Annotated in this window: 11 protein-coding genes and 4 tRNA genes; 10 read left to right on the forward strand and 5 right to left on the reverse strand. The window is 44.8% G+C overall.

The genetic code is table 11. From position 1 onward, the window contains the following. Nucleotides 1–64: 64 nt before the first annotated feature. Both ACFFUV_RS03165 and ihfA read left to right on the forward strand, forming a co-directional pair. Complete coding sequence (locus ACFFUV_RS03165; protein ID WP_390189621.1) at nt 65–565, forward strand: outer membrane beta-barrel protein; 501 nt, start codon at nt 65–67, stop codon at nt 563–565. 466 nt (nt 566–1031) lie between these two features. Next, nucleotides 1032–1328, forward strand: a complete 297-nt coding sequence (gene ihfA, locus ACFFUV_RS03170) for an integration host factor subunit alpha (protein ID WP_093272440.1) — start codon at nt 1032–1034, stop codon at nt 1326–1328. Between the two features lie 83 nt (nt 1329–1411). Here the strand turns inward: ihfA and ACFFUV_RS03175 are convergent, their stop codons facing one another. Next, a complete protein-coding gene (locus ACFFUV_RS03175; protein ID WP_390189623.1) occupies nt 1412–1732 on the reverse strand; it encodes an HI1450 family dsDNA-mimic protein in 321 nt (106 codons plus the stop codon). A 2-nt stretch (nt 1733–1734) separates the two neighbouring features. Then, the gene (yeiP, locus tag ACFFUV_RS03180; protein WP_390189625.1) at nt 1735–2301 is read right to left on the reverse strand and encodes an elongation factor P-like protein YeiP; all 567 of its coding nucleotides are present in this window, start codon (nt 2299–2301) and stop codon (nt 1735–1737) included. A 136-nt stretch (nt 2302–2437) separates the two neighbouring features. Here yeiP and ACFFUV_RS03185 point away from each other — a divergent pair, with 136 nt between their 5' ends. Beyond that, nucleotides 2438–3208 (forward strand): nucleotidyltransferase domain-containing protein, encoded by a 771-nt coding sequence (locus ACFFUV_RS03185; protein ID WP_390189626.1) that lies wholly within the window; start codon nt 2438–2440, stop codon nt 3206–3208. On the opposite strand, the gene ACFFUV_RS03190 is transcribed toward ACFFUV_RS03185, so the two are convergent. The 3 genes from ACFFUV_RS03190 to ACFFUV_RS03200 all read right to left on the reverse strand — a co-directional run bounded on the left by ACFFUV_RS03190 (nt 3205) and on the right by ACFFUV_RS03200 (nt 8095). After that, nucleotides 3205–5586 (reverse strand): DNA polymerase II, encoded by a 2382-nt coding sequence (locus tag ACFFUV_RS03190; RefSeq protein WP_390189628.1) that lies wholly within the window; start codon nt 5584–5586, stop codon nt 3205–3207. The two genes, ACFFUV_RS03185 and ACFFUV_RS03190, sit on opposite strands and share 4 nt — an antisense overlap. 63 nt (nt 5587–5649) lie before the next feature. Next, nucleotides 5650–7500: an Lnb N-terminal periplasmic domain-containing protein gene (locus ACFFUV_RS03195; protein WP_390189630.1), complete on the reverse strand. Its 1851-nt coding sequence runs from the start codon at nt 7498–7500 to the stop codon at nt 5650–5652. A gap of 112 nt (nt 7501–7612) precedes the next feature. Beyond that, nucleotides 7613–8095: a DUF3015 domain-containing protein gene (locus ACFFUV_RS03200; RefSeq protein ID WP_390189631.1), complete on the reverse strand. Its 483-nt coding sequence runs from the start codon at nt 8093–8095 to the stop codon at nt 7613–7615. A 358-nt stretch (nt 8096–8453) separates the two neighbouring features. Between ACFFUV_RS03200 and uvrY the strand changes: the two genes are divergently transcribed. The 7 genes from uvrY (at nt 8454) to ACFFUV_RS03235 (ending at nt 12288) form a co-directional block, all read left to right on the forward strand. After that, a complete protein-coding gene (uvrY, locus tag ACFFUV_RS03205) occupies nt 8454–9098 on the forward strand; it encodes a UvrY/SirA/GacA family response regulator transcription factor (RefSeq protein WP_390189632.1) in 645 nt (214 codons plus the stop codon). Next, nucleotides 9098–10930 carry an excinuclease ABC subunit UvrC gene (uvrC, locus tag ACFFUV_RS03210; protein ID WP_390189633.1) on the forward strand — a complete coding sequence of 611 codons (1833 nt, stop codon included), beginning with the start codon at nt 9098–9100 and terminating at the stop codon, nt 10928–10930. Before uvrY ends, uvrC begins: the two co-directional genes overlap by 1 nt. A gap of 77 nt (nt 10931–11007) precedes the next feature. After that, on the forward strand, nt 11008–11565 hold the full coding sequence (pgsA, locus tag ACFFUV_RS03215; RefSeq protein WP_390189634.1) for a CDP-diacylglycerol--glycerol-3-phosphate 3-phosphatidyltransferase: 558 nt from the start codon (nt 11008–11010) through the stop codon (nt 11563–11565). A 270-nt stretch (nt 11566–11835) separates the two neighbouring features. Then, a tRNA-Cys gene (locus ACFFUV_RS03220) sits at nt 11836–11909 on the forward strand. 20 nt (nt 11910–11929) lie between these two features. Beyond that, nucleotides 11930–12005, forward strand: a tRNA-Gly gene (locus ACFFUV_RS03225). A gap of 93 nt (nt 12006–12098) precedes the next feature. Beyond that, nucleotides 12099–12185, forward strand: a tRNA-Leu gene (locus ACFFUV_RS03230). Nucleotides 12186–12212: 27 nt separating this feature from the next. Further along, a tRNA-Gly gene (locus ACFFUV_RS03235) sits at nt 12213–12288 on the forward strand. Nucleotides 12289–12328: the final 40 nt, after the last annotated feature.

Here is a 12328-nt window from a genome sequence, read left to right on the forward strand (position 1 = left end):
TGTATTTAATGACGGGAAACTGGCAACCGGTTGCCGTTAGCGTCAAACACTAGAGAAGGTAATTATGAAAAAGACACTACTCGCACTTGCGCTTATAGGGGCTTCCACTTCCGCGTTTGCAGATTCATGGATTTACGGTAGTGCCAGCGTTGGTCAAGCGACAATGGATGGTGAATCATCAACATCCTACAATATTCACGTTGGCACGGGTATTTTGCCATTTATTGGTTTGGAAGCTGGTTTACAAAACTACGGTGAATTCGACGGTGTGAATTACGGTGGTGTGGTACGTGATCTTAAGGGCAGCTCATATTATGTTGCGGCGAAGCCGAGCATTGATTTCGGTCCACTGCATGTATACGCCAAAGCGGGTTTGCATCGTTATGAGCTGAAATCGCAGCACAGCGATGGTTTTAAAGATGATGATATTGATGTGATGTATGGTATTGGCGCTGAATATTTTATGATGGGGCCTGTTTCTTTTGGTGCCTCATACAACGTTTACTCGTTTGACAAAGACGAGGCCGAGAACTTTTCTCTAAACGCGACTTTCCACTTTTTATAAGGCGTTAAGACGCAGAATTGGTTGTATCGAAATAAGGTCAGCGAAAGCTGGCCTTATTTTTTGGTCAGTTATCAGTAGACTTGGACCACGGATGTCGTTATTTGGAATGATTTACTGTGGAAGCGTGCGATATAAACGTATGATTTTATTACATTTGACGCGCTACGATAAATTTACAAAACTCTGAAGTTTAGGTTTTTATTCTGCATTGGTTTTTACGTTTGGTGTTTTTGACTGCTTTTCGTGGTGGTGTTAACTAAAATTATCGTGTTATTCCAGTTTTGCCACTACCTATGTTGTTGTTTTTACAGATTAATGTCCAATTGAACATTAAAAAAGTTGGCGAAAATCATAAGCTTGGCATACACTTTCCATGTAAAAGCCGATATGTTGTTGATTGGCTGGGCGAAATGCTTTGGCGCTGTCGTATGGCAGCTATGTTTAACACAGCTTTGAGGGAAGTTTTATGGCGCTCACAAAGGCCGAATTGGCTGAGAACCTGTTTGAAAAGCTCGGATACAGTAAACGGGATGCCAAGGAAACGGTTGAAGCGTTTTTTGAAGAAGTTCGTAAAGCGCTTGAAAGTGGCGAGCAGGTAAAACTGTCTGGTTTTGGTAATTTTGATTTGCGCGATAAAAATGAGCGCCCGGGTCGAAACCCAAAAACAGGTGAAGATATTCCGATTTCAGCTCGACGCGTGGTCACCTTCCGACCGGGACAGAAATTGAAAGCCCGTGTAGAGAATATCAAGGTCGATAAATAATAACCTGTTGCCGCTCACACACCCGATAAAAGTGTGCTGCTTAAATGTAGAGAAGGTCTAGCGAATGCTAGACCTTCGTCTTTTTAATCACGTTTCCAGAGCATATGGCAAAACTTGTGTTCTGGATCGCGGCTGATCAGCATCCTTGCGAATACATCATCCAGTTCATCATTTTCTTCATTGACTAGGCCGATGCGGACTTCAGCGTAGATGTCTTTGTCTACATCAAATCCGACATGAGATACCCAGTCGTCCCCAGTTTCGACGATTTCAGCAGCACCGCGGTCGTCAAATTGGGCCGTGAATAGAATGACATCAGCGGGCTCTAGGTTATCTGGCGCCATCTCCAGAAAAATATCGTAAGCAGCTTCGATGACATCGTCGTAAGAAATTAAATCTGGCATGATTAAGCTCGGTTCATGTATTTGCGTTCAGTTGTGTTTATCACAATTCGATCACCCGTTGCAATGTATTCTGGAACTTGAACGGTGAGGCCTGTGCTAAAGCGTGCGGGTTTCGTGCGGGCCGATGCTGAAGCCCCTTTGATGGATGGATCCGTCTCTTCAATCACCATTTCGACTGATGCGGGCAACTCTAGGCCAACCGCAGAGCCATTAATCAGAACGACCTGTAGGCCTTGAATCTCTTCAGTAATGAACAGTAAATCATCCGCAATTTCATCTTGTTTGAAAGTGAATTGAGAGAAGTCTTCATTATCCATAAAGATGTATTCATCGCCGTCAACGTAAGAGAAAGACACATTACGTTTGTTCATTTCGACAGTTTCTACAACATCATCAGACTTAAATCGCTCGTCCGAACGTGCGCCAGTTGCCACGTCAGTGCAACGCAGTTTGTAAATTTTAGCGCCGCCACGTCCACCAGGGGTGGTGATTTCGATATCTTTAATTAGCAACGTTTTGCCGTTTGAATCAATCGCAAAACCTTTCTTTAATTCGCTAGCCTTTGGCATGACGGTTTCCTTTGTGAATGTCAATGTTGGCGCGCATTATAGCAATTCGCGCTGGATAAGGAATCTCTTCTTGATTCATATTTCGCTCTGAGAGAATATTAGAACACCTCCAATAAAAACAAACAGTTTGCTAGACATGATCCTCTCAAGCCTTGACCCTAAACAGCCGTTTCAGCCTAAATACGCCGCCGCGCTTCGGGAATTGATCCATTTTATGAAAAGTGGGCTTGGCGAGAACCTGCACAGCATCTATGTATATGGCAGTGTCGCGCGTAAAACTGCCGTTCCTGGTCAATCTGGTTTAGACATTGTTGTGGTTACTCATCGTGGCTTTGAAGAGCAGAGAGCAGGGTTAGTGAATACCATTAGGTGGCGTTTTCAAAAAGCGTATCCTTTTATCACGCAGCTTTCATTTAAAACCGCGTTGGTGGAAACGGTGGCGAGTTTAGATAGCCTGTTCTCTTGGGGCTTTTTGCTTCGCCACTGCGCGGTCTGTGTGTATGGGGATGATTTGTCTGAGTGCTTTGGAGACTATGAACCAAGTTGGGAAATCGCTAAACATTGGAATATGGATGTGGAAGATTGGCTGGCGGTATACCGCCACCGCATAGGACGCTCAGATAAGCCCGAAGCCCAAATTCAAGCACAAAAGGCGATTGCTAAAAAGTTACTGCGAGCAAGCTACTCATTAGTGATTCCACAAGATAAAAATTGGTATGACGACCCTATCGATTGTGGCAAACATTTCTTACGTTACCACCCTGAAAAGCTAACGGAAATCGAACGCCTTGGTTTATTGTTACGCCTTGAAAAAGCAGTACCAAAACGCTCGGTGGTCGGATTATTGGATAGTTACGGCGAGTGGTTAGTTCAACAATATAAACGCACTGAGTTTAAAATCGGTTAGAAAAGTCCTAACTGTGGTTCGCTCAGCTGTTTAAACTCCAAATGAATAAACGGCAATATGGCATCGGCAACCGGTTTAAGCTGTTTATCGATATAGTGTTGATAGTCAATCGGACTGCGTAAATACTCTTTGGGTTCAGGCCCGTTTAGCGTGATCACGTATTCAATACGCCCGCGATTCTGGTATTGAAGAGGACGTCCTAGCTGGGCGTTTATTTCATCAGCCATTCGGGCAGCTCGAACCTGAGGCGGCACGTTTTTTTGGTATTCATCTAAGCGGCGACGTAGACGTTTTTGGTAGGTGAGTTCCTCATCCAATTCCCCAGCCTGTGTCTGTTCTACGATTTCACGAATATAGTGGCTAGGGTCTTCGCCATGAAACACCAAGCTATAAAGTTGTTGCTGAAAGCGCTGGGCCAGTGGTGTCCAGTCGGTTCTTGCACTTTCAAGCCCTTTAAACACAATGCGCTCATCTCCGCCTTTGGTCACTAAGCCCGCATAGCGTTTTTTCGACCCGACTTCCGCTCCGCGAATGGTTGGCATTAGGAATTTTTGATAGTGGGTCTCGTACTCAATTTCTAACATTGAGGTGAGTTGATACTCTTGTTCTAAATGCGATTGCCACCAATGGTTGATGTATTGAACAAGTTCCTGTCCGACCTTATCCGCCTGCTGATCGGAGTATTGCCCATTGAGTGACACGAACGTTGAGTCAGTATCACCATAGATGACTTGAAACCCCTTATTCTCGATCAGTTCTTTGGTTTTCTTCATGATCTCATGGCCACGCATCGTGATACTTGAAGCAAGGCGAGTATCAAAAAATCGACAGCCTGAAGAACCTAACACGCCATAAAAAGAGTTCATAATGATTTTTATCGCTTGCGAAAACGCCTGTTCATTATTTTTTTTGGCAATATCGCGAGCGGCCCACAGCTCTTCGATCATCTTAGGGAGAAAGTGCTGAGTGCGATGAAATTGCCCGCCACGAAAACCGGGAACCGCTTGGTTTGACTGTTTACCTATCTCGAGCTTTAATCCTTCAATTAACCCCATTGGGTCAATTAAAAACGAGCGAATGATGGATGGATACAGGCTTTTAAAATCGAGAACCAGCACCGAATCGTAGAGGTTCGGGATTGAATCCATTACATAGCCACCAGGGCTCGCTAACCAATTTTCAGAATGCAGATTAGGCGCAGCGTATCCAGCGCGGTGTAACTGTGGAAGGTATAAGTTGGTAAAGGAAGCCACCGAGCCTCCAACGCGGTCTAACTCAACGCCAGTAAGCCGCGAACGCTCTATCGCAAATTCCAGTAAGTGTGTTTTGGAGAAAATCTTATTAACTAACACACAATCTTGCAGGTTGTATTTCGCCAGTGAAGGTTTGTCATTGCGATACATTTCATTAATTTCTGCCATTCGGTCATGTACGTTATGAATTTGCTTGCCTTCGCCCAAAAGCTCCTGCGATACCGATTCAAGTGACCAAGACCGAAAATGGTAGGTCGCCGTCTTTAGTGTATCGATACCGTCCATCACGACTCGGCCAGGAAGGGTGATGAATCCTTGCTGGGTTTGCGATGAAGAGCGAAAAAACATCGGCTGCTGAGCGCGACCGAGTTTGAGCTTGATTTGATGCCATTGAGCGCGTTTATCAAGCAGACGAAAGTCAAAATCAATGACATTCCAGCCGACAATAACATCAGGGTCATACTGTTCAAACCAAGCGACTAATGCTGCAAGCAAGTCGCGTTCGTTATTGACCCATTGAACAGGCGTTTCACTAGGCTCCGGCGGCCCGACCATGATGACTCGGCTATCCATCGGGCTATCTAGGCCAATAGAGTAGAGAAGGCCTTTTTCTGAGCACTCGATATCAAGTGAGACAACGTTCAGTTTCGGAGTGTAATGACCTGTGCGACATTTGGCCTGTGTGACCTTTTGATAGCCAGAACTGGCTTGCTCTGTGCCTGTAAATTCAATCCCACCACGAATAAACCGTTCCATTAAATATCGGTCGGCGAGACGAATATCATCTTCAAGCACCAAAACCTCTTGCTCTTTAAGCGCGTTTGCTAAGCGTTGAGCATCGCGAATCGTATGGCAATAGCAGGCACACAAGGGGATTTGCTCAAAGCTTTTTAGCGCTACGTTTTTAATCTCGACACCAATTTGCAACTTGCGAGCGCAAGCACTGACATCTTGCTCGGTTTGCTTATCAATAAAAAAGACAGGCCGCTCGCCATAGATCAGCAACTGGCAAGGACCCTGCTCGTTTGTTACCCAAAGTTCAATTTGGGTGCTTCCAGACACATCACGTGCTTGGCGAGTGAGTAAAAAACCGTGGTCGAGTTTGGGCTGGTGGTGTGAATTCATTTATAAAACGATTAAAGGCTGCATTGGCAGCCTTTATCTTAACATTGTCTGATAATGATTACGTTAGTAATAGAAATAGCTCATAAGGTTTGCTGACAACTCATGATCATCCCAATACTGGTAACCGACTTCTGAGCGAAGGGCGAAATTTCGAGTGACTGACCATTGCCAGTTTGCTTTTACGCTAATGTGACGGTCTGCATCGGTATTAAATTGTTCGAAGTATTGTCCTTGAAGTCCGAGACGGTTTTGGTCACCGACTTGAAGCAGGGCACCTGCTTCCATTCCTAACCCAATCGCAACATCGCGGTCGGTTAATTCACCGCGGCTAAACTCTGCGCCGAATAGGGTATAGGTATGCAACTTTTTGGCGTTGCCCCAAGCTTTCCCGTATCCGCCTTGAGCAAAACCTCGACCTTCCATCCCTTGTTCTGAGGGCAGGCGATCGTAGCCTGCACGAATGTTCCACGCCCAACTATCGAAGACTTTGTTGCTGGGCGCTAATGCCATAGCATCAACAATATAGAGATGATCCAACTTTGCGTGACCATCGCTGAGCGCGATTCGCGTATCCAAAAAGCTGATTTTTGCCCCAGGGATAAAGCCTTGTTGTGAATCAAGAAGGTCATGATAAGCGGCGCGCCATTCAAATACCGTTTGGTTGTCTTGCTCTTTGTTAAGCTGATAACCAAGCCCGAGACGAGCCGAACCATGCCCTTGTTCAGGCGAGATCTCTGGTACTGGTACTGGTGTAAACGGAGACTGCGCTTTAATTTGACTTCGCTGTTTAAGAAGCTCGGTCAGTTGCTTGGCCGTTGGGTCACGCTTTAGAGCTTCATCGTAAAACTCATAATTGAGCCACTCATAAGCAAACTCTAAAATAGCCGCTCGTTCTTGTGGGCTGAATTCTGTTTCACTTGGATAAAAACCTTTTTTCGCTTGTTTAGCGGCTTCATACATTGCGGGATCAAGCTCTTCGACTTGGTGAAGCAAACGGGTGCCAAATGCAGGGCGATAGTTCGGAGCTTCCGCTAAGCCATTTTCAGCCAGTACCGCAACCGTATCGGATGGAATAGCCTGAAGTGGAAACTCATCGACTAAAGATAGATCGTCTCGCGCTAATTCTAAAAGTGCTAACAATTGATATGAGCAGTTTTCATCGAAGAAGAAATAATCAAATTCAGCCTGCTGCATTTCCCACAAATGGAGCAGTATGCGATTGACTTCTTGTTCGCTTAAATTGAGTTTGTATTCCCAGATGTCGCGCGATTCCATGTCGTTGTATTCACGCACTTTGCGATAGTATGGCATTACAGTGAAATGCCCGGGGTAGCTCCCGACAATGCCTTTGAGCGCGTACATGGCTGCGTTATCTTGTGTGTCCGGATCCGCAGCAAAGTTAATCGCAAATGCCACAAGTTCTTTGTTACGCGTTTGGTCTTTGGCATCAATACGCAATAAGGTATGACCAAACATTGAAGAGGGGTTATTCATAAAGGCGGTAGGGAAAACGAGAGTCATCCCAGCAGGATCAAGGACCTGCTTCCACTGTTCTATGCCTTCACAACGTAAATTGGCTTCTCGACCTAATTGGGACTCTAGCCATGTATAACGGGCTGGAAAGCGGCAGCGCATCTCTTTAACCGTATCTCGGTCTGAATTGTATAATGCTTTGATCGTGGCTCTTAATTCGGCTTTTGGGTCCGTTTTACCGTTAGCGGCTAAAAAAAATTCACTGGAATCAACGGTACTTTTGAAATCGGTACGAAACGCAGGAAGATAGTGACCAAGTTTAAGCCAATATGGCTGATAGGCGAGTTTATTGGCGTCTAGAGTTTGTGCTGAAAAAGCGAGTGATGAAAAACTGACTCCAGAAACGAGTAAAAGCACTTGAAAAGTTTTTGACAGCTTCATTGATGTCCATTCTAGTGAAGTAGCGAAAGCGAGAAGAAGAGTGTAAAGCTAAAGTAAAGCGGTGAGTGGATAAAGTAAGAGTGCCCAAAGTGGGCACTCTTAATAAATCTGATTAGATAGCGTAACCAGAAAGAGTTGCATCTTTAGCGACTAGGTCGTTAAGATTTGCAAATACTTCTTTAGAAGTTACGTTTTCTGATTTGAATACGTCAGAGAAGTTGCCTTGAGCAAGTTTTGCGAAGTTCGCTTGATCTTCGCCTTGGATACCCCAAACTTCAGAAAGCGTTGCTAGAGTTTCACCTTCACCTTTCGCCATGTCGCGAGCAAGGTTGTCTAGGTTACCGTCGATGAACATTGCTAGTTTTTCAGCAGAATCGATAGTACCAGTACCGTCACAACCAAGTGTACCGAAAGTGATACCGAAAGTTTGGTTACCTGATGTGCCGTTTGTTGTTGCTGCCAACACTTTAAATACTTTGCCTTCTTTACCGTCGAAAACCATAGTACCTAGACCACAACCGATGTCGTCATCTGCCATTGCAACGTTTGATAAACCGATAGTAGCAAGAGCAGCCACTGCTAGAAGCTTTTTCATAGAAGTTCCTTATTAATTATTCGTGCCCAATTCTTGGGGATACATACTTGTCAGTAATGGTTTTCATCGCCGACATATTATTGGTAGATGATTTACCTGGCTCTTTCAACCGGAGAATGGTCAATTCTCAGGATTATTCACCATAGTGAGAACATTGTTCAAATGGCGTAAATGCTTAATGACAAATTCATCACTAAGGAGTTTGACGTTAGTTCGAAAAATTACTTCTTGCCAAAGTTTGCGATTCAGCACATATTCACTCTAAGCATATTTGCATTTTTGAGTTAGAATGGCTGACCATGCTGTTATCCATCACCTGGTGGGTGCAGAGCCAATTGATTAGTGTGGAGATACAAGTTTGATTAGTGTTTTCCTTGTAGATGATCACGAGCTGGTTCGCACAGGGATACGACGTATTATTGAAGACGTCCGTGGAATGAACGTAGCAGGGGAAGCTGACAGTGGTGAAGAGGCATTAAAATGGTGTCGTAGCAATCATGTCGATGTTATTTTGATGGATATGAATATGCCTGGTATTGGTGGCCTTGAAGCGACCAAAAAAATCCTTAGGCATAACCCCGATGTAAAAATCATCGTATTAACGGTTCATACCGAAAATCCTTTCCCGACGAAAGTGATGCAAGCGGGTGCGTCTGGTTACTTAACCAAAGGCGCGGGACCTGACGAAATGGTCAACGCGATTCGTATCGTGAATAGTGGCCAGCGTTATATTTCGCCTGAAATTGCGCAGCAGATGGCATTAAGCCAATTTTCTCCCGCCTCAGAAAATCCATTTGCGGATTTATCGGAGCGTGAACTGCAGATCATGTTAATGATCACCAAAGGGCAAAAAGTGACGGATATTTCTGAACAATTGAATTTAAGCCCGAAAACGGTCAACAGCTACCGTTATCGCTTGTTTGCTAAACTCGATATCAACGGAGACGTTGAGCTAACCCATTTGGCGATTCGCCACGGGATGCTCGATACCGAGACGTTATAGTGACTTCTCAATTTGATTCCGCCTCTTTCCTAAAGACCGTAACCAATCAACCTGGCGTGTACAGAATGTACAACGCCGGGGATGATGTTATATACGTTGGAAAAGCGAAAGATTTAAAAAAGCGCTTATCGAGCTACTTTCGTAAAAAAATTGATAGCGAGAAAACGCGCGCACTTGTCACGCATATTGCTAAAATCGATGTCACGGTAACGCATACCGAAACCGAAGCGTTGATTTTGGAACACAACTACATTAAGCAGTATTTACCCAAGTACAATGTGTTGCTGCGTGATGACAAATCCTACCCGTATATCTTTATCAGTGCGCATCGGCATCCTCGGCTATCCATGCACCGTGGTGCAAAAAAACGCAAAGGTGAATATTTTGGGCCCTATCCGGATTCCGGAGCGGTTCGAGAAACATTGCACTTGATGCAGAAAATCTTTCCTGTACGTCAGTGTGAGGACAGTGTTTATCGCAACCGGACACGCCCTTGTTTGATGTACCAAATTGGTCGCTGCGCCGCGCCTTGTGTTAAAAACACCGTCTCAGATCAAGAGTACGATGAGCTGGTTGGTATGGTACGTCTGTTTCTACAAGGCAAAGATCAACAGGTGCTGCAACAGCTGGTTGATAAAATGGAGCAGGCGAGCCAAGCATTAAAATTTGAAGATGCCGCAAAATATCGTGACCAAATTCATGCGATAAGACGAGTTCAAGAGCAACAGTTTGTCTCGGAAGATAGCATGGAAGATATGGATGTGTTGGGCTTTGCTCAAGAATCCGGTGTTGCTTGCATTCACACCTTAATGATTCGCCAAGGCAAAGTGTTGGGCAGTCGCAGCCATTTTCCGAAAATTCCCGCCAAGACTACGCGAGAAGAAGTGTTTACCAGTTTCTTTAGCCAATACTATTTGGGCCATAATGAAGCACGGACCATTCCTGCTCGTATCATTCTTAACAGTGATTTATTGGCAGACAGCCAAGCGTTACAAGAAGCAATCAGTCAACTGGCGGGTCGGAAAGTACAATTTAACCTCAACCCAACTGGAACTCGAGGTCGTTACCTTAAGCTTTCAAACACCAATGCGTTATCGGCGATTACCGCCAAAATCAACCATAAGATGACCATTTCTCAGCGCTTCAAAGCGTTGTGTGATGTACTCAATGTCGAAAACATTGCGCGTATGGAGTGTTTCGATATTTCTCATACCATGGGGGAGAGTACAATTGCTTCGTGTGTGGTGTTTGGCATTGAAGGGCCAATCAAACAGGAATATCGACGTTACAACATTACCGGGATCACCGGAGGCGATGATTACGCGGCAATGGGCCAGGTATTAGAACGTCGTTATTCTAAACAAATTGATGTCGACAAAATTCCTGATGTAATTTTTATTGATGGTGGTAAAGGTCAGCTCAACCGCGCGTATGAGATTATTAGTCAATATTGGGGTGATTGGCCTAAAAAGCCGCGTATATTGGGTATTGCTAAAGGAGTCACTCGTAAGCCTGGTCTTGAAACGTTAATTACCACAGACGGTGAAGAGTTTAACTTACCAAGTGATGATCCTGCTTTGCACTTAATGCAGCATATTCGCGATGAAAGCCACAATCATGCAATATCCGGACACCGAGCAAAGCGCGGTAAAACCCGCCGTACTAGTTCGCTAGAAGGTATTGAAGGCATCGGTCCTAAACGCCGCCAATCCTTGCTCAAATACATGGGAGGGTTGCAGGAACTTCGGCGTGCGACCGTTGATGAAATTGCTAAAGTTCCGGGAATTAGCAAAGCATTGGCAGAAAACATTCATCAAGCATTGAAACAATAACAAAAATACCGCACCATATAGCGACTGTTTGCAAGCGGTAAGCAGGTCGTATACGCAACAATAAGAGCATGAAAAATATGCGTTTTAACATTCCTAATATTTTGTCTTTAATAAGACTCTTTCTAATCCCGGTGTTTGTTGTGGTGTTTTACTTGCCATATTCTTGGGCACCATTTGCCGCCGCAATGGTATTTTGGGTGGCGGGATTTACCGACTGGTTAGATGGCATGTTAGCCCGAAAGTTAGGGCAAACGTCTCGCTTCGGGGCTTTTATTGACCCTGTTGCTGATAAAGTGCTGGTCGCCACTGCGCTCATTTTGATTACTGAACATTTCCATTCTATTTGGATTACGATTCCAGCGGCGACGATGATCGCCAGAGAGATTATCATCTCAGCACTGCGAGAATGGATGGCTGAAATTGGTAAGCGTGCAAGTGTGGCCGTTTCTTGGGTCGGGAAAGTTAAAACGTTAACTCAAATGTTTGCGTTATGGGTGCTGATTTGGCGCTACGATGATTGGATGATTTGGCTCGGCTATATTGCATTGTATATTGCGACTATATTGACCTACTGGTCCATGGCGCAGTATTTACGAGCCGCTAAAGGCGATTTGCTGAGTGAAGAGAATCAATGAAAAAGTGGGCGTTAGCCCACTTTTTTAGTATTTAACGGATAAAAATTGTTTTCGTTGTTTGTCTGTCCTCATGCTCAATGTGAAAGTATCAGGTTTATCTCGCTGAAAAGTGCAGAAAAGTTGCTAGAAAATAACCAGTTTACGGGTTTTTGCGCGGAAATTAGACAAACGATTTAAAAAATTAAAATTAGTGTTGACTCATTGGGTCGAATCCGTAGAATGCTTTTCCGTACCCAAGGGGAGTCATCAAAACTTCTCCTGTGACGATAAGGCGCCTTGGCAGAGTGGCTATGCAGCGGATTGCAAATCCGTGGACCTCGGTTCGACTCCGGGAGGCGCCTCCATTCTCTTATAGAGAATAATTGCGACACTAGCTCAGTTGGTAGAGCGCAACCTTGCCAAGGTTGAGGTCACGAGTTCGAACCTCGTGTGTCGCTCCAAATTTCGAAGTTAGAGATATATTATCTAGCTTCATACAGATTGCCGATATCAATGATATCGAAGATGGTGTCTCCATCGCAAAAATTTTGCGTGCCCTGGTGGTGGAATTGGTAGACACAAGGGATTTAAAATCCCTCGGCGTTCGCGCTGTGCCGGTTCAAGTCCGGCCCGGGGCACCATCTCATAAAAATGCTTTTCAGCATTATGCGACACTAGCTCAGTTGGTAGAGCGCAACCTTGCCAAGGTTGAGGTCACGAGTTCGAACCTCGTGTGTCGCTCCAAATAGAAAGCCTCGACGTAATGTCGGGGCTTTTTTACATC

Origin of the sequence: Vibrio olivae (assembly GCF_042428525.1) — a bacterium.
GTDB classification, from domain to species: Bacteria; Pseudomonadota; Gammaproteobacteria; order Enterobacterales; family Vibrionaceae; genus Vibrio; species Vibrio olivae.

Excerpts from the sequence above, each read along its gene's own strand:
- ACFFUV_RS03175 (WP_390189623.1), bottom strand. The coding sequence starts at position 1,732 with ATGCCAGATTTAATTTCTTACGACGATGTCATCGAAGCTGCTTACGAT.
- ihfA (WP_093272440.1), top strand. The coding sequence starts at position 1,032 with ATGGCGCTCACAAAGGCCGAATTGGCTGAGAACCTGTTTGAAAAGCTC.
- ACFFUV_RS03200 (WP_390189631.1), bottom strand. The coding sequence starts at position 8,095 with ATGAAAAAGCTTCTAGCAGTGGCTGCTCTTGCTACTATCGGTTTATCA.
- yeiP (WP_390189625.1), bottom strand. The coding sequence starts at position 2,301 with ATGCCAAAGGCTAGCGAATTAAAGAAAGGTTTTGCGATTGATTCAAAC.
- ACFFUV_RS03165 (WP_390189621.1), top strand. The coding sequence starts at position 65 with ATGAAAAAGACACTACTCGCACTTGCGCTTATAGGGGCTTCCACTTCC.
- ACFFUV_RS03190 (WP_390189628.1), bottom strand. The coding sequence starts at position 5,586 with ATGAATTCACACCACCAGCCCAAACTCGACCACGGTTTTTTACTCACT.
- ACFFUV_RS03185 (WP_390189626.1), top strand. The coding sequence starts at position 2,438 with ATGATCCTCTCAAGCCTTGACCCTAAACAGCCGTTTCAGCCTAAATAC.
- ACFFUV_RS03195 (WP_390189630.1), bottom strand. The coding sequence starts at position 7,500 with ATGAAGCTGTCAAAAACTTTTCAAGTGCTTTTACTCGTTTCTGGAGTC.
- pgsA (WP_390189634.1), top strand. The coding sequence starts at position 11,008 with ATGCGTTTTAACATTCCTAATATTTTGTCTTTAATAAGACTCTTTCTA.